Origin of the sequence: Acidovorax sp., assembly GCF_021287135.1 — a bacterium.
GTDB lineage: Bacteria > Pseudomonadota > Gammaproteobacteria > Burkholderiales > Burkholderiaceae_C > Acidovorax.
In genome coordinates, this window is sequence record NZ_JAJTBB010000020.1 from 72,961 (window position 1) to 92,913 (window position 19,953).

The window sequence follows — 19,953 nt, forward strand, 5'->3', positions numbered from 1 at the left end:
AGCATTCGGACCGCCCTGACGGGGATTCAGGGGCACGCGACCTTGTCCGCGTCCGTCTCCACGCGGCTGGAGGTGGCCGCAGCGGCCGACACCATGGGCGGCGGCACGGTCACCGTGCGCAGGCGGCCGCGCTGGACGCGGTATTCGTACTCGCGCGTCGTGCCGACCATTTCCGTCTTGAACGTGCTGCCCGCCATGGTCGCGGCGTACACCTGCGGGCGCACCACGCGGTACCGGTAGGTGGTGGTGGCCACGCCGTTGGACGATGTCTTGCAGACCGACGCGAACTGGTCTTCCGTGAACTGCAGGGTGCAGCGCCCGGTGGTGTCCTCCGCGGTCGTGCCGTCGGGCGAGTGCAGCACGATCTTGGCCGCGCGCCAGCAGCCCAGCAGTGCGGGGTCGGGGGCCGCGGCGTGGAGGACGGACGCGCCGGCAAGGGCTGCGATGGCGGGAAGGCTGCGGGACAGGCGGGACATGGTGAGGCGCGGCGGGTAGCGGGTGGCGGACGCAAGGGTCAAGGGCCGCCATGTTAGAGCAGGCGCTTGGCCGCTACTCCACCGCCCAGCGCGTGACCACCGGCGGCGCGTCGCCCACGTGGAAGGCCAGCTTGCGCTCGCGCAGCGCCACGTCCGAGGCCGTCACGCGGTCGAAGCGGCGCAGGTGCTCGGTCCAGGACTCGTCCTCGATGCGCTCCACATAGCGTGCGGGGCGGCTGATGTCGTGCAGCAGCTGCCAGTCCAGCGCACCCTGGCGCAGGCGGCTGCGGCGGCTTTCCTGCATCACCGCCCGGAATTCGGTGGCGCGGGCGGGGTCAATGAAGTATTCGATGGTGACCACCACCGGGCCCGTGCCCGGCGGCGCGTCGGCCACGGGGACCTTGAAGGCGCGGGAGGGGCTCAGGTCCTCCTCCATGCTGCGGTCGGCCACCAGCCGCTGCACCAGCAGCATGGCCAGCACGCCGGTGACGGCGGCAATGCCCAGGCTCACGTGCACATTGCTCCAGGTGGCCACCTGGCCCCACACGGCCGCCCCCAGGGCGGTGGAGCCCATGATGGCCATCTGGTAGATGGACATGCCGCGCGCCCGCACCCAGTTGGGCAGCGCCAGCTGGGCCGACACCGACAGCGAATTGGCCGTGGTGATCCACGCCATGCCGCCCACGAACATGGCGGGCACGGCCACGTACACGTTGGGCGCCACCGCCATCACGCCCGTGGCCGCTGCCTGCAGCGCCGTGCCGCGGATCACCAGCACGTCGCGCGCCATGGCCTGGCGCAGGCGGGGCAAAAACATGGCGGCCGTGATGGCGCCCGCACCCATGCTGGCCAGCAGCAGCGTGAAGGTGCCCGCGCCGCCGCCTTCGAGCCCCTTGGCCAGCAGCGGCAGCAGCGCCAGCAGCGCGGTGGCGTGCAGGAAGAAGATGGAGATGCGCCACAGCACGGCGCGCATGCGCGGCGACTGGCGCACGAACTGCACCCCCACGCGCATCGCGCTGGCCAAGCGCTCCCGGCCCAGCGGGCTGGGCGTGTGCACGCGCTTCCAGCGCATGATGGTGAACGCCGCCACCAGCGAAAGCGCCGCGTTGAGCACGAACACCCAGGCGCTCCCCGCGCTGGCGATGATGGCCCCGGCCAGCAGCGGCCCCATGATGCGCGAGGCGTTCATGGCCACGCCGTTGAGCGCCAGCGCCGCGGGCAGCTGCGGGCGGCTGACCAGCTCGGGCACGATGGCCGCGAACACCGGCCAGCGCATGGCCAGGCCGATGCCGTTGGCAAAGGTCAGCGCCAGCAGCAGCGGCGCGGTCATGCCGCCTGCGGCAATGGCAACGGCCAGCACCACCGCCACGGCGGCCACCCAGAACTGCGTGGCGATGAAGTAGCGCCGCCGGTCCAGGATGTCGGCCAGCGCCCCGCTGGGCAGGCCCAGCAAGAAGACGGGCAGCGTGGACGCCGACTGCACCAGCGCCACGAGGATGGGCGAGGTGGTGAGTGTGGTCATGAGCCAGGCGGCCGCCACGTCGTTCATCCACATGCAGGTGTTGGCCGCCACCCAGGTGAGCCAGAGCATGCGGAACACGGGCACCGACAGGGGCGCCAGCGGCGAAAGCGAGGCGGCCTGGTTCAGCGCCGCCGCACCGTGCTCCAGCTGCGCGGCGACGGCTTCTTCCGTGCGGTGGGCCAGATCGGCCGTGTGCGCAGCGCGCTCGGCGGCCGCGCCGTCCTGCGGCGGGGCGCCCGCGTTCAGGGCCTGCGGGTCGGGCGCGGCGGGGGCGCTGGGCTGCGCGGGCTTTCGTGGGACGGCAAGGGGAGGCATGCCGGCGCATTGTGCGATGGATGCCGCCGCCCGGGTTGCGACGCGCCGAATACCTCAGCGCGGGGTGCGCCTACCTCCTGCCTTTCAGGGCGCGTCGGTGGTCGCATCCGCCGGCTGGGTGCCCGCCCGCCGGGTCTGCCGCAGCAGCAGCCAGGCCATGACCGCCAGCGCGCCCACGCCCGCCAGCAGCACGCCCCACAGCACGGCGCTGCGGGTGGAGATGCCCTCGCTGGGAGCTGCCGCGGGCACCAGCGCGCCACCCGCCGGCGGCCCGCCCGGCAGGTCGGCACGCGCCACGTCCACCTGCGCCAGGGGCAGGCTGTTCTCCTGCCCTGGCTGGTAGCCCGGGATCAGGCTCGCCAGGGGCAGGTAGGCGCTGGCCGTGGCCGGGGGGCTCGGCAGCCCCGCCGCCAGGGTGAAAGGCCCCGGCCCGCTGGCCAGGAAGACCAGCTGCACGGGCTCGAATTGCAACGCCACTTCGGGCGCCGCGGCAAAGCCGGGCGTCTTGGCGTCGGCCTCGATCTTCACCTCGCGCACCGAGGCGCCGCCCAGGTCGATGGGGCCGCTGTGCTGCTCCTGGCCCCCGATCGCCATCCTGTAGACCACGGCGCTGGCCAGCGGCGACCAGGGCTGCTCGCGGTGGTCGCGGCCCAGCACGCGCACGGGGATCAGCACATTGCTGCCCGCCGGCGTGACGGTGAGCGCGGCCACCGGCGTGGCGAACGGCAGGGCCAGCACCAGCTCGCGCGGGTGGGCCAGCGGGGGCAGGGCCACGCGGGCGCTGACGCGTTCGCGTGGGCTGTCGCCGTGCGAGGTGACCAGCGTGGCGCCGCGCAGGTTCACGGCGGCGTCGCCCCAGGTCACGCGCAGGTAGTGGCCCTTCAGGTCAGCGCGGTGCAGGTCGATCTGCTCCGTGCCCAGGCGGCCCGGTGCCGCGGGGCCCGCCGCGGCATCGGCGCGGTAGAGCACCGTCTCGGCCAGCGGGTGCCAGGTTTTCAGGTCCTTGCTGGCCTGCACCTCGAAGGTCACCGGCTGGCCGGCGGGCAGGTCCGCGTCCAGGGCCATGCGGGCCGCAGGCTGCTGCAGGGCGCGTGCATCCAGCAGCGCGCCCCGGACGACCTGCGCGGCGGGGGCGCCCTGGGCGCCCGCGGTGCCAGGGGTGTTGATCTGCACCACGCGCTGGCCCCGGCGCTCCTCGATGCGCAGCGACAGGCCTTCGAGGCCCGCCGACCCTGCCACGGCGGCCGGCCCCAGGATGGGATACGCGCGCAGCACCACCGAGGCCTCGGGCGCGCGGGCGGCCGCCACCCCCGCCAGGGCCATGGGCACGGGCTGGCCGGCGCCATTGAAGAGGCGCAAGTCCGCGTAGCCAGGGCTTTGCAGGCGCACCAGCACCTCGGCGGGCAGGGCCGCGCGCTGCAGCGGCGCATCGGCCGCCAGCGCCACGGGAGCGCGGAGGGCATAGGCGGCCGGGCTGTTGGCATCGACCGCCGCCCGCGCGGCACCGCCACCGGCACCGGCAGCGAGGGCCAGGGCCGCGGCAGCCAGCACCCCGGACAGGTTGCGCTGGAGGCGGGTCATGACGGCATCTCCTGTTCCGGCGTTGCAGGGGGCGGCGGCGCTGCGGGCGCGGCGCGGGGGGCCGCCTTGGGCGGCAGCGGCGCGAAGTAGCCCACCACCAGCATCAGCACGCCCACCGCGATGAACGCGATGATGCGCTCGGCCCCCCCGGCGTTGGACAGGTCGATCAGCAGCAGCTTGACCACCACCACGCCCAGCAGGCCCGCGCCCACCAGCCACAGCGGCCGCTGCGCGCGGCGGTTCGCCAGCACCATCATGCTGAGCGCCAGCAGCGTCCACAGGATGGCGTAGCCGGTCTGCACCACAAAGCTGTCGAACAGCGCCGAAGCATCCCAGTCCACCCCGAAGAAGTGGTGGGCCACGCGCAGCCACACGGTGTTGATCACGATGAACGCGAGCAGCGCCAGGGCCGCCAGCGCACCGCGGCCGGTGACCCAGCCCGCGCGGGCCGGCGGCGGCAGCGCGGCAAGCAGCGCCCGCCGCCAGAACACCAGGCCGCCCAGCGCGAGCGCGAGCGCCAGGTCGGTGGGGTTGAGCAGCGGGATGTAGGGCAACGGCGCGGTGTGGCCCGACGAATGCACGGCCGCCAGCAGGGCGCCCCAGAACACCAGCACCGCCAGCGGCAGGGCGGCCCGCCAGTAGTAGGCCTCGGCATGGGGGTTGAGCGGCCAGGGCAGCGCAGCGCGCGCGGCGGGCCGGTTGCCGCGGCCCGCCCACAGCGCCAGCAGCATCAGCACCGCAATGGCGCTGACCAGCAGCACCACGCCGGCCCACGAGGTGCGCCACAGCTCGGCCTTGGCGATGCCGGACCACAGGCAGTCGGCCAGCAGCAAGGTCACCAGCCAGGCGGTGCCGGCGTGGAGCCCCCCGAAGCGCGCGGCGCCGCTGGCGGCCGGGCCCGCGGTGCCGGCCGCTGCCTGCCAGCGGTCCGTTTGCCACAGCATCCACCCATGCAGCGCCAGCACGGCGGGCCACACGGCCCAGGCGGGCGTGGCCAGCACGCGGTGACCGTCCACCAACTGCGCGGCAAATCCCAGCGCCAGCACGGCGAGGGTGCCGCGCGCGGGCCAGGTGGCCACGGCCCAGCGCGTGCGCAGGCCCAGCACCATCGACAGGGCGGCGCTGAGCACCACGGCCAGCATGCCCAGCAGTTTGGCAACGCGGCTCGAAAACACCGGAACAGGCCCCTGCATCACCTCAACGGCGGGCACGCTGCGCGTGACCTCCAGCCACCAGGCCAGGCACCAGAACGCAAAGCCGTAGAGATAGGCCGGCTGGGACAGCTGCACCTCCACGCCCGCATAGGCCCGGGCCCAGGACGAGCCGCTGTGCGGCAGCGGCTGGCGCAGCCACCAGGCCAGCAGCAGCGCGGGCAGCGCGATCAGCATCGCGCCGATGAAGGCCGGGTTGGCCAGCGGCAGGGCCGAGACGTACAGGCCGCCCCCGTCCAGGCCGCGCAGGAACATCAGCATCGCCACGCCTTGCAGCAGCAGGCCAAAGGCGCGGGGCATCCAGCGCGCCTGGCGCATGCCCACCCAGAATGCGCCCGCGCCTTCCAGCGCCCAGACCGCGGAGGTCCACTGCGCATCCAGCGCGAGCGGCACGGCCAGCGTGGCAAAGCCCACGCCGATGGCAATGCAGCATTCGGTGAGCAGGCGCCAGCTGTCCTGGGCGCGGCGCGCCAGCACGGTGGCGGTCAACAGGTAAAGCGCGGCAAAGGCCAGCGCCGAGAAGGCCGCGCCCAGCTCGAAGGGCTGCACCAGCCCCGTCTGCAGGCCAAAACCCACCAGCGGCGTGCCGAAGACCAGCATGGTGTCCACCGTGTGGCCCAGCTTCGTCGGCGTGTTGCGCGCGTACAGGATGGCGGTGAACAGGTAGATCAGCACAAAGACCGCCAGGAAGGGCTGCGTGCTGGCGTAGTGGGCCGGCACATACTGGAGCACCCCCCAGGCCGTGGCCACGCCAAAGGTGGCCACGAAACCCACCGCGTTCAGCACCCGCCACGAGCGTTGGTGCGCGATGAACAGGATCGCCAGGTTCAGCAGCGTGTAGTAGCTGAACAGGCCCACGTGGCTGCCCTGGCCCGTGGAGAGCAGGAGGGGCGCCGCAAAGCCGCCCGCAAACGCCGCCACCGCCAGCGCGCGCGAGTCCTGCAGCAATGCCAGCGCGCAGCTGGCCGCGCAGACCACGATCATCAGCCCGAAGGCCAGCGTGGGCGGCAACAGCCCGTACAGCCGGAAGGCGGCGAACACGGTGAGGTACATCACCGCCACGCCACCGCCCTGCAGGGCCAGCGCAAAGCCGGGCTTGTCCATGCGCTTGCGGAACCCGACCCCCAGCAGCGCAATGCCCACCGCGGCCACCGCCGCCAGGCGGAACTCGACCGGCAGCAGGCCGGCCGAGGCGGCGTAGCGGGCGAGGAAGGACAGGCCGATGAACAGGATCACCAGCCCCACGCGCACGATGGTGTTGCCGCCCAGGAGCCAGTTTTTGGCGGCGAGCACGGCCTGATCCAGGGCGTTGGGCTGCGCGGGCTTGGCTGCCTTGCGAGGCTCGGCGGGTGGCGGGGGCGCGGCGGTCTCGATGGGCTCGGCGGGCTCGGCGGGCGCCTGCGCGCGCGCGGCCATGGGGGCGGCCATAGAAGCCGAGGCCGGGATCCGCGGCAGGCCTTGCGGCGTCAGTTCGCCGGCCCAGAACGCGTCGTCCGCGTCCGGCGAGGACGGCACGGGCGCCTGCGCCGCGGCCGGTGCGGCCACCGGCCGGTCTTCGGCCACGGGCGCCGCCTGGGGCGCCTGCGCTCGCGTGGTGGGGGCCACGGCCTTGGCGGCCTGCGCCTGCAGCTCGGAGCGGATGGCGGAGCGGACCGCCCAGCGCAGCGACAGCCCGGCGAAAAAGCCCAGGATGCCGCCGATGTACGGCCCCAGGTCGCCGTAGCTGTCGAACCACGCCCCCAGCACCGCGCCCCAGAAAATGCCCCAGATGATCATGACCATGCCGCCCTCTCCCTCGTTGGGGCTCCTCTTCGGCCGGCCCGGGGCCTGTGCTCGAAAGGAGCCGTCGTCTTGGTCGCCCCACCGGCCACCGCTCGCACCGCCCGCCGTGGCGCACGGCGGGGGCTTCAAAGACCTTGAACAGGTTCTTATACCGTACGGCCTGCACCGACTCCGTACCCTAACGCCTTGTTACGTCAACTGGGCCGGGAACCCGCCAGGATCTCATGCCAAAACGGGCTCTGGCGCCCGTCCAGCAAGCGCAAACAGCTATCAATAATATAGCAATCAGCCCTTGATGCGGGCCAGGTGCGCCAGCGGCAGCGCGCCACCGGCCTTGACCTCGCCCAGCGAGAAGCTGGTGTGCATGTCCTTCACGTTGGGCAGGTTCAACAGCACGTCGCGCGCGAACTGCGAAAAGCTGTCCAGGTCGCGCGCCACCACCTGCAGCTCGAAGGTGCCGGTGCCGCTGATGTAGTGGCAGGCCACCACCTCCGGAATCTGGCGGATGGCCTCTTCCATGGCGCGGGTGAGGTTGCCGGTGCTGCGGTCGGCATCCAGCCGCACAAAGGCCAGCACCCCGAGGCCGATCTTGTGGCGGTCGATCTCGGCGCGGTAGCCCTTGATGAAGCCCTGCTCCTCCAGGGCGCGCACCCGGCGCCAGCAGGGCGCCGCCGACAGCCCCACGCGCTGGGCCAGCTCGGCGTTGGTCAGCCGGGCATCGGCCTGCAGTTCGCCCAGGATGGCGATGTCGAATTTATCCAAATTGTTCATTGGAGCGGGATTTTAAGAAAGCTTCTTTCAAAAACAAGGGTAAACCTCGCATGAAAACGAAAGGACATATCCCCCGGGAGTGCATAAACTGTGCGCCAAACCCCAAGCATGCTCCCGCGCTGCCCTGCCCACAAGGCGGCGGCAGCGGGCCGTCACCCCACAGGAAACTCCGCCATGAACGCCCCTCTGCCCGAAGCCATCCGCAAAGCGCTGGAAACCGTCACGTTGGACGACAAATACGCGCTCGACCACGGGCGCGCCTTCATGAGCGGCGTGCAGGCCCTGGTGCGCCTGCCCATGCTGCAGCGCCAGCGCGATGCGGCCGCGGGCCTGAACACGGCCGGCTTCATCAGCGGCTACCGCGGCAGCCCGCTGGGCACCTACGACCAGGCCCTGTGGGCGGCCAAGAAGCACCTGGCCGAGAACCACATCGTCTTCCAGCCCGGCGTGAACGAGGAGCTGGGCGCCACCGCCGTGTGGGGCACGCAGCAGCTGGACCTGTACCCCGAGAAGAAGAAGTACGACGGCGTGTTCGGCATCTGGTACGGCAAGGGCCCGGGGGTGGACCGCTGCGCGGACGTGTTCAAGCACGCCAACATGGCGGGCACCTCCCGGCACGGCGGCGTGATCGCCATCGCGGGGGACGACCACATCAGCAAGAGCAGCACGGCCGCGCACCAGAGCGACCACATCTTCAAGGCCTGCGGCACGCCGGTGTTTTTCCCCAGCAGCGTGCAGGAGATCCTGGACATGGGCCTGCACGCCTTTGCCATGAGCCGCTTCTCGGGCGTGTGGTCGGGCATGAAGACCATCCAGGAGGTGGTGGAGTCGTCCAGCAGCATCAGCGTGGACCCGGACCGCGTGAAGATCGTCCTGCCCGAGGACTTCGCCATGCCGCCGGGCGGCCTGCACATCCGCTGGCCCGACGCGCCGCTGGAGCAGGAGGCGCGCCTGATGGACTACAAGTGGTACGCGGCCCTGGCGTACATCCGCGCCAACAAGCTCAACTACAACGTCATCGAAGGCCGGCAGGACCGCTTCGGCATCATCGCCAGCGGCAAGGCCTACAACGACATGCGCCAGGCCCTGGTGGACCTGGGCCTGGACGACGACACCTGCCGCAGCCTGGGCATCCGGGTGCACAAGGTCAACGTGGTGTGGCCGCTGGAAGCCACCATCACCCGCGACTTTGCGCAAGGCCTGCAAGAGATCCTGGTGGTGGAAGAAAAGCGCCAGGTCATCGAGTACCAGATCAAGGAAGAGCTCTACAACTGGCGCGCCGATGTGCGCCCCAACGTACTGGGCAAGTTCGACGAGGTGGAGGGCGACAACTCCGGCGGCGAATGGAGCATGCCCAACCCCAGCCAGAACTGGCTGCTGCGCCCCAAGGCCGACCTGACGCCCGCCCTCATCGCCAAGGCCATTGCCAAGCGGCTGAAGAAGCTGGGCGTGCCCGAGCACGTGGTGCAGCGCATGGACGCCCGCCTGGCCGTCATCGACGCGCGCGAGCGCGCGCTGGCCGAGACAAAGGTGGACCCCTCCGGCGACCGCACGCCCTGGTTCTGCAGCGGCTGCCCGCACAACACCAGCACCCGGGTGCCCGAGGGCTCGCGCGCCGTGGCCGGCATCGGCTGCCACTACATGGTCAACTGGATGCCCGACCGCCGCACCAGCACCTTCACGCAGATGGGCGGCGAGGGCGTCACCTGGGTGGGCCAGCAGCCGTTCACCCATGAAGAGCACATCTTCTCCAACCTGGGCGACGGCACGTACTTCCACAGCGGGCTGCTGGCCATCCGCCAGAGCATCGCGGCGGGCGTGAACATCACCTACAAGGTGCTCTACAACGACGCCGTGGCCATGACCGGCGGCCAGACGGTGGGCGAGCGGCCCGAGGGCCACACGGTGCTGCAGATCATGAACAGCCTGAAGGCCGAGGGCGTGGCCAAGCTGGTCATCGTGACGGACGAGCCCGGCAAGTACGACGGCGTGCCGCTGGCCGAAGGCGTCGCGGTGCACCACCGTGACGAGCTGGACCGCATCCAGCGCGAATTTCGCGAGATCAAGGGCTGCACGGCCATCATCTACGACCAGACCTGCGCCACCGAAAAGCGCCGCCGCCGCAAGCGCGGCAAGCTGGCCACGCCCGACAAGACCGTGGTCATCAACGAGCTGGTGTGCGAGGGCTGCGGCGACTGCTCGGTGCAGTCCAATTGCCTGTCCGTGGAGCCGGTGGAGACCGAATTCGGCCGCAAGCGGCGCATCAACCAGAGCACCTGCAACAAGGACTACTCCTGCGTGAAGGGCTTCTGCCCCAGCTTCGTCACGGTGGAGGGCGGCCAGCTCAAGAAGCCCAAGAAGGAGAAGAAGGGCGACCTTGCGGCCCTGCCCCCCATTCCCGAGCCCGTGCTGCCCGTGGCCGAAGCCGCATGGGGCATCGTAGTGGCGGGCGTGGGCGGCACGGGGGTCATCACCATCGGCTCGCTGCTGGGCATGGCGGCCCATCTGGAGGGCAAGGGCGTCATCACGCAAGATGCCGCGGGCCTGGCCCAGAAGGGTGGCGCCACCTGGAGCCACATCCAGATCGCCAACCGGCCGGACGCCATCTACACCACCAAGGTCGATACCGCCAAGGCCGACCTGGTCATCGGCTGCGACGCCATCGTGGCCGCCAACAAGGCCACGCTGGCCGTGCTGCAGCCCGGCCGCACCTTTGTCGCGCTGAACACGCACCGCACGCCCACGGCCTCGTTCGTGAACAACCCCAACTGGCAGTTCCCCGACGCGCACTGCGACACGGCCATCGCCAGCGCGCTGGGCGACGGCGGCGTGGGCAGCTTCGATGCCGAGCAGGTCGCCACCCAGCTGCTGGGCGACAGCATCTACACCAACCCGCTGCTGCTGGGCTACGCCTGGCAGAAGGGCCGCATCCCGCTGACCCATGCGTCGCTGATGCGCGCCATGGAACTCAACGGCGTGCAGGTGGACAACAACAAGGCCGCTTTTGAATGGGGCCGCCGCTGCGCGCACGATCTGGTGGCCGTGCAGGCACTGTTCCAGGCCGCGCAGGTGATCCAGTTCGTCAAGAAGCCCGCGCTGGCCGACATGATCGCCAAGCGCGTGGAGTTCCTCACCGGCTACCAGAACGCCGCCTACGCTGCCGACTACCAGGCGTTCGTGCAAAAGGTGCAGGCCGCCGAAGCCCGACTGGGCACCACCACCCGCCTGAGCGAGGCCGTGGCGCGCTACCTGTTCAAGCTCATGGCCTACAAGGACGAATACGAGGTGGCGCGCCTGCACACCGACAAGGCTTTCACGGACAAGATCGCCGCCCAGTTCGAGGGCGACTTCAAGCTGGTGCACCACCTGGCGCCCCCCCTGATGGCCCAGAAGAACGACCGGGGCGAGCTGGTCAAGCAAAGCTACGGTCCCTGGATGCGCAAGGCCTTCGGCCTGCTGGCCCGGATGAAGGGATTGCGCGGCACGGCGTTCGACCTGTTTGGCAACACCGACGAGCGCCGCACCGAGCGCGCGCTGATCGGCGAATACCGCGCCTGCATCGAGGAGCTGCTGGCCGGGCTCACTGCCGACAACCTGGGCCTGGCGGCGGAGATCGCCCGCATTCCCGAGGACATCCGCGGCTACGGCCACGTGAAGGAGCGCCACCTGCAGGCGGCCCGCGCCCGGTGGAGCAGCCTGATGGCGCAGTGGCGCAACGGGCCTGCGGCCGCACCGCGCCAGCAGGCAGCCTGAGGCCGTTGGGCACCTGGATGCTCTGTTATTGATAGCTGCCAGCGCTTGCTGTACAAGCGCTGGCAGCTTTTTTTATGGGATGACGTGGCCCCCCGGCGCCCCTGCGCAGGCGCGCGCCACCAAACACCCTCGCAGGCCTGGGTCTTGCACCCTGTCCGCCAGGGCGGGGCGCCGCATACAATGCCCTGTTACGCCCCGCCTTGGCGCGCAGCGCCCGCCAGACCTGGGTTTTCGAGAATTTGACCGTCCATTTGTGGAGTCCTGTCCGTGTTTATTTCTTCTGCTTTTGCCCAGACCGCACCCGCCGCAGCCGCGGGCGGCGGCGACATGATGTCCTCGCTGACCAGCATGCTCCCCCTGGTGCTGATGTTCGTGGTGCTGTACTTCGTCATGATCCGCCCCCAGATGAAGCGCCAGAAGGAGCACCGCGCCATGATCGACGCCATCGCCAAGGGCGATGAAGTGGCCACCGCCGGCGGCATCATCGGCAAGGTCACCCGCCTGTCGGAAGGCTTCCTGCACATCGAGATCGCGAGCAACGTGGAAGTGCAGATCCAGCGCAGCGCCGTGGTGCAGGTGCTGCCCAAGGGCACGGTGAAGTGAAGAGGAACAACCCCCTGAGCGGCTGCGCCGCTTCCCCCTTCTCTCGCGCTGCGCGCGGGACGGGGGACGATGCCGGTGGCCTGGCACAGCCAGTTCCACGGCATCCTGGCAGGGGGCAGGCGCACGGCGCCGTGGACAACTGAGGTAAGAGCGCGATCATGAACCGTTATCCGGTCTGGAAGTACGCGATCCTGGTGATCGTGCTGCTGGTGGGGGCCTTGTACACCCTGCCCAATTTCTTCGGCGAGGCGCCTGCGGTGCAGGTGTCGTCGGCCAAGGCCACCGTCAAGGTGGATGCTGCCGTGCAGCAGCGCGTGGAAGATGCGCTCAAGGCGGCGGGTGTCGCGCCCGACTTCGTGGCGCTGGAGGGCAACTCGGTGCGGGCGCGCTTTGACACGCCCGACAACCAGCTCAAGGCCAAGGACGCGATCCAGAAGGCGCTGGTGCCCGACGCCAGCGACCCGTCGTACATCGTCGCGCTGAACCTGGTGTCGCGCTCGCCCGTCTGGCTCAAGGCCCTGCATGCCAACCCCATGTACCTGGGCCTGGACCTGCGCGGCGGCGTGCATTTCATGCTGCAGGTGGACATGCAGGCGGCTTTGACCAAGAAGGCCGAGTCGTACGCGGGCGACATCCGCAGCGCGCTGCGCGACAAGAACGTCCGCCACGGCGGCATCACCCGCGAAGGCCAGTCCATCGACATCAAGGTGCGGGACGAGGCCACGCTCACGGCCGCGCGCAATGTGATCACCGACCAGTTCCCCGACCTGGTGGCCACCAGCGTGCCCGAAGGCAGCGAGTTCAAGCTGCGCGCTGCCATCAAGCCCGAAGCCACGCGCAAGGTGCAGGAGCAGGCGCTCAAGCAGAACATGGTCACGCTGCACAACCGGATCAACGAGCTGGGCGTGGCCGAGCCGGTGATCCAGCAGCAGGGCCTGGACCGCATCGTGGTGCAGCTGCCGGGCGTGCAGGACACGGCCAAGGCCAAGGACATCCTGGGCCGCACCGCCACGCTGGAAGTGCGCATGGTGGACGAAGGCACCGAGGCCCGCGCGGCCGAGACCGGGCGCGGCCCCGTTCCGTTCGGGTCCGAGCGCTACCTGGACCGCAACAACCAGCCCATCATCGTGAAGAAGCAGGTCATCCTGACCGGCGAGAACCTGACCGATGCCCAGCCCGGCTTTGACGGCCAGACGCACGAGCCCACCGTCAACCTGACGCTGGACGCCAAGGGCTCGCGCATCTTCAAGGACATCACCCGCGAGAACGTGGGCAAGCGCATGGCCATCGTGCTCTTTGAAAAGGGCAAGGGCGAGGTGGTGACGGCCCCCGTGATCCGCAGCGAAATCGGCGGCGGCCGGGTGCAGATCTCCGGCCGCATGACCACGTCCGAGGCCAACGACACCGCGCTGCTGCTGCGCGCCGGCTCGCTGGCCGCGCCCATGGAGATCATCGAGGAATACACCATCGGCCCCAGCCTGGGTGCCGACAACATCGAGCGCGGCATTCACAGCGTGGTCTGGGGCATGGTGGCGATCGCCGTGTTCATGTGCATCTACTACGCGCTGTTTGGCGTGTTCTCCACCGTCTCGCTGGGCGTGAACGTGCTGCTGCTGCTGGCCATCCTGTCGATGTTGCAGGCCACCCTCACGCTGCCGGGCATTGCCGCCATGGCACTGGCGCTGGGCGTGGCCATCGACTCCAACGTGCGGATCAACGAGCGCATCCGCGAAGAGCTGCGCGCGGGCGTTGCGCCGCAGGCGGCCATCCACGCGGGCTACGAGCGCGCCTGGGCGACCATCCTGGACTCCAACGTGACCACGCTGATCGCCGGTCTGGCCCTGCTGGCCTTCGGCTCCGGCCCGGTGCGCGGATTCGCGGTGGTGCACTGCATCGGCATTCTCACCAGCATGTTCTCGGCCGTGTTCTTCTCGCGCGGCCTGGTGAACCTGTGGTACGGGCGCCAGAAAAAGCTCAAGAGCGTGTCGATCGGCCAGGTGTGGAAGCCTGAAGCCGACGCCACTTCTGTGGCCAAGACAAACTAAAGGAGGAAGGCCATGGAGTTCTTCCGCATCCGAAAAGACATTCCCTTCATGAAGCACGCGTTGGTCTTCAACGCGATTTCCTTCGTCACCTTCGCCCTGGCGGTGTTCTTCCTGTTCTCGCGGGGGCTGCACCTGTCGGTGGAGTTCACGGGCGGGACCGTGATGGAAGTGGCCTATAGCCAGCCGGCGGAACTTGCGAAGGTGCGCGCGACCGTCACCGGCCTGGGCTACCCGGACGTGCAGGTGCAGAACTTCGGCACCGCGCGCGACGTGATGATCCGCCTGCCGGTGCAAAAGGGCATCACCTCTGCGCAGCAGAGCGAGCAGGTGCTGGGTGCGCTCAAGGCGGCCGACCCTGAGGTCACGCTGCGCCGCACCGAGTTCGTGGGCCCGCAGGTCGGCGAGGAACTGGTCCAGGGCGGCCTGATGGCGCTGGCCATGGTGGTGGTGGGCATCGTGATCTACCTGGCCTTCCGCTTCGAGTGGAAGTTCGGCGTGGCGGCCATCATCGCCAACCTGCACGACGTGGTGATCATCCTGGGCTTCTTCGCGTTCTTCCAGTGGGAGTTCTCGCTGTCCGTGCTGGCTGGCGTGCTCGCGGTGCTGGGCTACTCGGTGAACGAGTCGGTCGTGATCTTCGACCGGATCCGCGAGGCCTTCCGCAAGTACCGCAAGATGACCACGCATGAGGTCATCGACCACGCCATCACCAGCACGATGAGCCGCACCATCATCACCCACGCCTCCACCGAGGCCATGGTGCTGTCCATGTTCTTCTTCGGCGGTCCCAGCCTGCACTATTTCGCGCTGGCGCTGACCATCGGCATCCTGTTCGGCATCTACTCGTCCGTGTTCGTGGCCGCAGCCATTGCCATGTGGCTGGGCGTCAAGCGCGAGGACCTGGTCAAGGCGGCCCGCAAGGAAGGGGATCCGAACGATCCCCAGGCCGGAGCCACCGTCTGACCCGCTAACATCGGCGCATGCAGCCCGTTCCCTCGTCCGTTCCGCAGCGCCGCCTGGCCCGCCAGGCGCGACAGCGGTTCGTCGAGGGGTTGTGCGCCGGCTTGCCGGAGCTGGACAAGACGGTCCAGGATTTCCTCACCACCCTGATGTCGCAGACCGGGACGGCCCGGGACATGCAGGCCCACCGCGACGCCTGGCTGCTCTACCAGCAGCGCCACACGGCCTGGACCGAGCGCACCGGCAAAGCCTGGCGCGACGCGCTGACCGCGCACAGCAGCACGGCGGCCGCCGCCCTCGCAGGCAGTGCCGGAGGCGGGATGCACTTCGAGCTGCTGAGCGACGATGTGGTGGAGAACAAGATCGTTTCGGCCCGCATGGCCCTCACGATCAGCGAGCAGGTCAGCCAGCAGTTCGACATGCTGCGCCAGCGCACACAGTCGCTGGAAGGGCAGGAGCTCGACAGCAAGGACATTCTGCGGCCCGAGACCGTGTGCCAGTTCCTGGTGGAGCAGTGGGTCGAGGCCGGCCTGCCGCGCACCGATCTCCAGACGGTCGTGGACCCGCTGCAGCGGGAGCTGGCGAACCTGCTGCAAAAGCAATACCAGGCCGTCAACGTTTTCTACGTGGAGCAAGGCATCACTCCGCAGGCCGACCTGCGGTCGCGGGTGCGGCGCACCTCGGGCGGGGCGGTGCAGGCCGGCGGCCAGGACTCGGGCGCGGCGGGGCTGGCGTCCCAGGCATTGGCGCAGTCCCGTGACGCGCTGGCGGGCGCGCGCAGTGGCGCCCAGCCGCTGCCGGGCGGGCGCCCCATGCCGCCGCGCATGCCTGCGGCCGGCTATGCCCCGCAGTACGCGGGGATGCCCACCGCCTTCGCGACCGGCATGACGCCGCTGGCGCGGGCGCGCCAGCGCGCCCAGGGCGTGATGGGCCAGCTGCGCAAGCTCCTCACGCAGCCCGTCACCGGGTTCGACATGGTGAATGCGCCCCCCGCGTCGGCGGCGCTGGCGCATGCGCTCACGGCCCACCGGGTGCAGTCCGACACCTACTACAGCGGCGTTGCCACCCTGGTCGAGGACTACAGCCCCGCCGCGGTGGTGCGGGTGGCGGGCGCGGTGCGCGAGCGTTCGGCCGAGCTCAAGCAGAAGGCGTCCACCGCCGGGGAAAAGGCCATCATCGAGGTGGTGGCGCTGATGTTCCAGAGCATCCTGGCCGAGGAGCGTATTCCCCCCGCCGTGCGCGTGTGGTTTGCGCGGCTGCAGGTGCCGGTGCTGCGTGTGGCGCTGGCCGAGCCGGAGTTCTTCAGCAACGTGGACCACCCCGCGCGCAAGCTGATCGACCGCATGGGCGCGTGCGTGATGGGCTTTGACGCCACCAGCATCAACGGCAGCGCGCTGGAGGCCGAGATCCGCCGCGTGGTCCAGGTGATCGAGCAGTATCCCGAGACCGGCCGGCGGGTGTTCCAGCTGGTCTACGACGAGTTCGAGAAATTCCTGTCCAAGTTCCTCACGGAGAAGCAGGCAACCTCCCGGCTGGTGACGGTGGCGCAGCAGGTCGAGCAGCGCGAGACGCTCGCGATCCAGTACACCATCGAGCTGCGCACCATGCTGCGCGACATGCCGGTGCGCGAAGAGATCCGGGAGTTCCTTTTCAAGACCTGGGCCGAGGTGCTGGCCTTGTCGGCGGTGCGCGATGGCGCCCAGCACGCCGATACCGTGGCCCTCAAGCGCACGGCGGCCGACCTGGTCTGGGCGGCCAGCGCCAAGCCCAACCGCACCGACCGGGCCCAGGTCATCCAGAACCTGCCGGGCCTGTTGCAACGCTTGCGCCAGGGTCTGACCCTGATGGGGGTGAACGGCCCCGCGCAGGACGCGCAGGTCAAGGTCCTCACGGACACGCTGGCCGACGCCTTTCTTTCCAAGACCGCGTCCATCCCGCAGGCGCACATCGACGCGATGGCCAAGCGCCTGGCCAATCTGGAAGACTTCATCGACGATGCGGCCCTGGGCGATATGCCGCTCAATGCCGACAACATCGAGATGATGCTGGGCATCGACGCATCGTCCATCCATGTCGTGGCCGACAACGGTGCGCCGGTGGACGAGGCCATGGTGGCCTGGGCGCAGGAGCTGCCGGTGGGCGCCTGGTTCACGCTGGACCACAATGGCGCCTCCGCCCAGGTGCAGTACGCCTGGCACAGCCAGCGCAAGCAGCTGCACCTGTTCGCGGCCGTGGACGGCAGCAGCTACCTGATCCAGCTGCGCAGGCTGGCGGCCTACCTGCAGGCGGGGCTTCTGGTGGCCCAGGAAGAAGAAACCCTGACCCTGCGCGCTACGCGCGACGCGCTGGCCAAGCTGGACGCCAACCCCGAGCGATTGCTGGGCTGAGACGGCACGCGCCGCTGTGCACGCGGGGCCCACCGGGCGCGTGCCTGCCTGCTGCGCGGCCTACGGCCTAGGCGCGGCCCAGCCGCTGGAACAAGCCGCCCGGCAGCCGTGCCACGCGGCCCTCCAGTTCCAGCTCCAGCAGTTCCACCTGCACGGAGGCCGCGTCCTGTCCCGTGCGGGCGACCAGCGCGTCCACGGCCATGGGATCGAAACCCAGGGCCTTCAGGAGCGCGCTGTCGGTTTCGTCGGGCGGATCCCCGGCGCGGAGGTCCGCTGCCGGGTCGCCGGAGGGCGCCGCCGCAGGCTGCGAAGCGGCCCCTGCCGGGCCGGGCAGGCGAAGCTCCTCGAGCACATCCTGCGCAGACTCCACCAGCTTTGCCCCCTGGCGGATGAGCGCGTGGCAGCCGCGGGACTGCGGGGCGTGGATGGAGCCGGGGATCGCAAACACCTCGCGCCCCTGCTCCGCCGCCATGCGGGCCGTGATCAGCGAGCCGGAGGCCAGCGCGGCCTCGACCACCAGCGTGCCCTGGGACAGGCCCGAAATGATTCGGTTGCGCTTGGGGAAGTTCGCCGCCAGCGGGGGCGTACCGAGCGGGTACTCACTGACCAGCAGCCCCCGCGCGGCAATGCGGTGGGCCAAGCCCAGGTTCTTGCGCGGGTAGACCCGGTCCAGCCCGGTACCCACCACCGCAATGGTGGCCGGGGCGTCGCCTGCTGTCCCGGGGGCCGCGTCCAGGGCGCCCTCGTGCGCGGCGGCGTCGATGCCGAGCGCCAGGCCGGAAACGATGGTGAGTCCCGCTTCGGCCAGCGCCCGCGAGAAAAGCCGCGCGTTGTCCGCCCCCTGGGCGGTGGGATTGCGGCTGCCGACCACCGCGAGGCACCGGCCGGCGGGGAACGGCGTCCCGGCCACCAGCGGGGCCGGTCCCATCAGGTACAGCAGCAGCGGAGGGTCTTCGGTGTCCAGCAGCAGCTGCGGATACCGTGGATCGCCCAGCGTCACCACCGCACGGGCGGCGCCCTCGGGCTCCTGGGGGGCTTCTTCCAGCCAGCGCCAGGTGGCGTCCGTCAGGGCTTCCCATGCGGGCGGCACGGCGATCAGCGCGCGCGCATGGGCCGGCGCCACGCACTGCAGCAGCGCGGCTTCGGTCTGCTGGAATACGGCCTGCGGCAGGCCAAAGCAGGCGAGCAGCCGCCGCGCTGCGCCATTGCCCACCCCCGGCGAGAGGGTCAGGCGCAACCATGCACCCAGTTCGTCGCGGTCCATGCAGTGGGTTCGGTGATCGGGCCGCCTGTTCCGTGCGGCCCGGGGCACAGTGCCGTCAGTCCTGGGGGGTCACCAGCTGGTCGCCGACGCGCACGCCCGTGCGGATCTCCAGCACCAGGGCATACGAAACCCGGTCGAAGGTGCGGAACACCATGGCGGTCCCGTTGCGCTCGCTGGGCAGCCGGATCATCGGCTTGGCATCGTCGGTCTTGTCCTTGATGCGCGTGCCGCCGGTCAGCAGCGACAGCACATGGCCCGGTTCAATGCCGTCCTGCGAGCCCACATTCAGGGCCACCACCTGGTTCTGGGCCGCATAGGCGGCCGAGAAGCTGCCGTAGATCGAGACCACCCGGGCACGCACTTCCATCGGGGGCACGCGCGGGGTGTAGCTGGTGAAGCTGCGCTCCGGCGCGGGCAGCAGGCGATCGCCGGCACGGATTTCTTCCTTGGTGCCCGACAGGTCGACCGTGGCCGGCACGTACTCGGCCACGGTGCCGCCGCGGCCGTTGGGGACGTCTTCGTACGATTCGCCCCGCACCAGCTCGGCCTTGCCCAGGTACTGCGCTTCGTAGCCGAGGATTTCGCCCGTGTCCGGGTCCTTCAGGGCGACGGCATCGCGGAACACACGGTAAAAGCGCGGCTCACCCGGCTCGGCACGCACGGGGGCGGCCGCGTCGCCGCGCACGTAGGCGCGGTCGCCGCTGGCCATCAGCACGCGGTCTTCCTCGGTGGCGATGATGCGGGGGGCGCGCAGCAGGGTGTTGGAGTCCACCACCACGGGCTCCACCAGGAACGGCTCGATCAGGTGGGGTGGCAAGGTGGGCAGGGCGTTGCTGGCCAGGCTGTCGCTGCGCACGCGGGGAGACACGCGGACGGTTTCGGGCTCGGAGGGGGATTCGACCGTGCCGGGCGGCGTGGTGCGCAGGCGGGCGTAGCCGCCGTCCTTGTCCAGGTACAGCGTCTGGCCGGGGAAGATCAGGTGCGGATTCGGGATGGCCTTGAGGTTCATCCCCCACAGCTCGGGCCAGCGCCAGGGGCGCTTGAGGTACAGCCCCGAGATGCCCCACAGCGTGTCGCCGCGCTTCACGGTATAGGTGTCCGGTGCATTGGGAGTCAGCTCTGACAGCGGCACGCCGCGCTCTGCCACCTGCTGCGCCGTGGCGCGCTGGCTGCTGGAGACGGGGTAGTTCTGGGCCTGGGCGGGGGCAACCAGCAAAGCGCCAGCGGCCAGGGTGAGCGCCCCCAGGGCGGTTCGCCGCAGGCGGGTAGATGCCGTCATGTTG

Annotated in this window: 12 protein-coding genes; 5 read left to right on the forward strand and 7 right to left on the reverse strand. The window is 70.1% G+C overall.

Annotation, left to right across the window (positions count from 1 at the left end; genetic code table 11):
* Positions 1-26: 26 nt before the first annotated feature.
* The 5 genes from LWW96_RS04460 to LWW96_RS04480 form a co-directional block, all read right to left on the reverse strand.
* Complete coding sequence (locus tag LWW96_RS04460; RefSeq protein ID WP_291484469.1) at positions 27-476, reverse strand: hypothetical protein; 450 nt, start codon at positions 474-476, stop codon at positions 27-29.
* 73 nt (positions 477-549) lie between these two features.
* Positions 550-2,067: an MFS transporter gene (locus LWW96_RS04465; protein ID WP_291484535.1), complete on the reverse strand. Its 1,518-nt coding sequence runs from the start codon at positions 2,065-2,067 to the stop codon at positions 550-552.
* A gap of 330 nt (positions 2,068-2,397) precedes the next feature.
* Positions 2,398-3,894 (reverse strand): DUF3999 domain-containing protein, encoded by a 1,497-nt coding sequence (locus LWW96_RS04470; RefSeq protein ID WP_291484470.1) that lies wholly within the window; start codon positions 3,892-3,894, stop codon positions 2,398-2,400.
* Positions 3,891-6,887, reverse strand: a complete 2,997-nt coding sequence (locus LWW96_RS04475) for a DUF2339 domain-containing protein (protein WP_291484471.1) — start codon at positions 6,885-6,887, stop codon at positions 3,891-3,893. The genes LWW96_RS04470 and LWW96_RS04475 overlap by 4 nt, the downstream gene beginning before the upstream one ends.
* Before the next feature lie 285 nt (positions 6,888-7,172).
* The gene (locus tag LWW96_RS04480; RefSeq protein WP_291484472.1) at positions 7,173-7,658 is read right to left on the reverse strand and encodes an Lrp/AsnC family transcriptional regulator; all 486 of its coding nucleotides are present in this window, start codon (positions 7,656-7,658) and stop codon (positions 7,173-7,175) included.
* A 174-nt stretch (positions 7,659-7,832) separates the two neighbouring features.
* Here LWW96_RS04480 and LWW96_RS04485 point away from each other — a divergent pair, with 174 nt between their 5' ends.
* The 5 genes from LWW96_RS04485 (at position 7,833) to LWW96_RS04505 (ending at position 17,406) form a co-directional block, all read left to right on the forward strand.
* Positions 7,833-11,411: an indolepyruvate ferredoxin oxidoreductase family protein gene (locus tag LWW96_RS04485; protein ID WP_291484473.1), complete on the forward strand. Its 3,579-nt coding sequence runs from the start codon at positions 7,833-7,835 to the stop codon at positions 11,409-11,411.
* Between the two features lie 267 nt (positions 11,412-11,678).
* Complete coding sequence (gene yajC / locus LWW96_RS04490) at positions 11,679-12,014, forward strand: preprotein translocase subunit YajC (RefSeq protein WP_291484474.1); 336 nt, start codon at positions 11,679-11,681, stop codon at positions 12,012-12,014.
* Between the two features lie 158 nt (positions 12,015-12,172).
* A complete protein-coding gene (gene secD / locus LWW96_RS04495; protein WP_291484475.1) occupies positions 12,173-14,059 on the forward strand; it encodes a protein translocase subunit SecD in 1,887 nt (628 codons plus the stop codon).
* A 12-nt stretch (positions 14,060-14,071) separates the two neighbouring features.
* Positions 14,072-15,022, forward strand: a complete 951-nt coding sequence (gene secF, locus LWW96_RS04500; protein WP_291484476.1) for a protein translocase subunit SecF — start codon at positions 14,072-14,074, stop codon at positions 15,020-15,022.
* A 17-nt stretch (positions 15,023-15,039) separates the two neighbouring features.
* Positions 15,040-17,406 (forward strand): DUF1631 family protein, encoded by a 2,367-nt coding sequence (locus LWW96_RS04505; RefSeq protein WP_291484477.1) that lies wholly within the window; start codon positions 15,040-15,042, stop codon positions 17,404-17,406.
* A 67-nt stretch (positions 17,407-17,473) separates the two neighbouring features.
* Here the strand turns inward: LWW96_RS04505 and dprA are convergent, their stop codons facing one another.
* On the reverse strand, positions 17,474-18,670 hold the full coding sequence (dprA, locus tag LWW96_RS04510) for a DNA-processing protein DprA (protein WP_291484478.1): 1,197 nt from the start codon (positions 18,668-18,670) through the stop codon (positions 17,474-17,476).
* Positions 18,671-18,725: 55 nt separating this feature from the next.
* Positions 18,726-19,949, reverse strand: a complete 1,224-nt coding sequence (locus LWW96_RS04515) for a LysM domain-containing protein (protein WP_291484479.1) — start codon at positions 19,947-19,949, stop codon at positions 18,726-18,728.
* Between the last annotated feature and the right edge of the window lie 4 nt (positions 19,950-19,953).

Excerpts from the sequence above, each read along its gene's own strand:
- LWW96_RS04460 (WP_291484469.1), bottom strand. The coding sequence starts at position 476 with ATGTCCCGCCTGTCCCGCAGCCTTCCCGCCATCGCAGCCCTTGCCGGC.
- LWW96_RS04465 (WP_291484535.1), bottom strand. The coding sequence starts at position 2,067 with ATGCTCTGGCTCACCTGGGTGGCGGCCAACACCTGCATGTGGATGAAC.
- LWW96_RS04470 (WP_291484470.1), bottom strand. The coding sequence starts at position 3,894 with ATGACCCGCCTCCAGCGCAACCTGTCCGGGGTGCTGGCTGCCGCGGCC.
- LWW96_RS04475 (WP_291484471.1), bottom strand. The coding sequence starts at position 6,887 with ATGGTCATGATCATCTGGGGCATTTTCTGGGGCGCGGTGCTGGGGGCG.
- LWW96_RS04480 (WP_291484472.1), bottom strand. The coding sequence starts at position 7,658 with ATGAACAATTTGGATAAATTCGACATCGCCATCCTGGGCGAACTGCAG.
- LWW96_RS04485 (WP_291484473.1), top strand. The coding sequence starts at position 7,833 with ATGAACGCCCCTCTGCCCGAAGCCATCCGCAAAGCGCTGGAAACCGTC.
- secD (WP_291484475.1), top strand. The coding sequence starts at position 12,173 with ATGAACCGTTATCCGGTCTGGAAGTACGCGATCCTGGTGATCGTGCTG.
- secF (WP_291484476.1), top strand. The coding sequence starts at position 14,072 with ATGGAGTTCTTCCGCATCCGAAAAGACATTCCCTTCATGAAGCACGCG.
- LWW96_RS04505 (WP_291484477.1), top strand. The coding sequence starts at position 15,040 with ATGCAGCCCGTTCCCTCGTCCGTTCCGCAGCGCCGCCTGGCCCGCCAG.
- dprA (WP_291484478.1), bottom strand. The coding sequence starts at position 18,670 with ATGGACCGCGACGAACTGGGTGCATGGTTGCGCCTGACCCTCTCGCCG.
- LWW96_RS04515 (WP_291484479.1), bottom strand. The coding sequence starts at position 19,949 with ATGACGGCATCTACCCGCCTGCGGCGAACCGCCCTGGGGGCGCTCACC.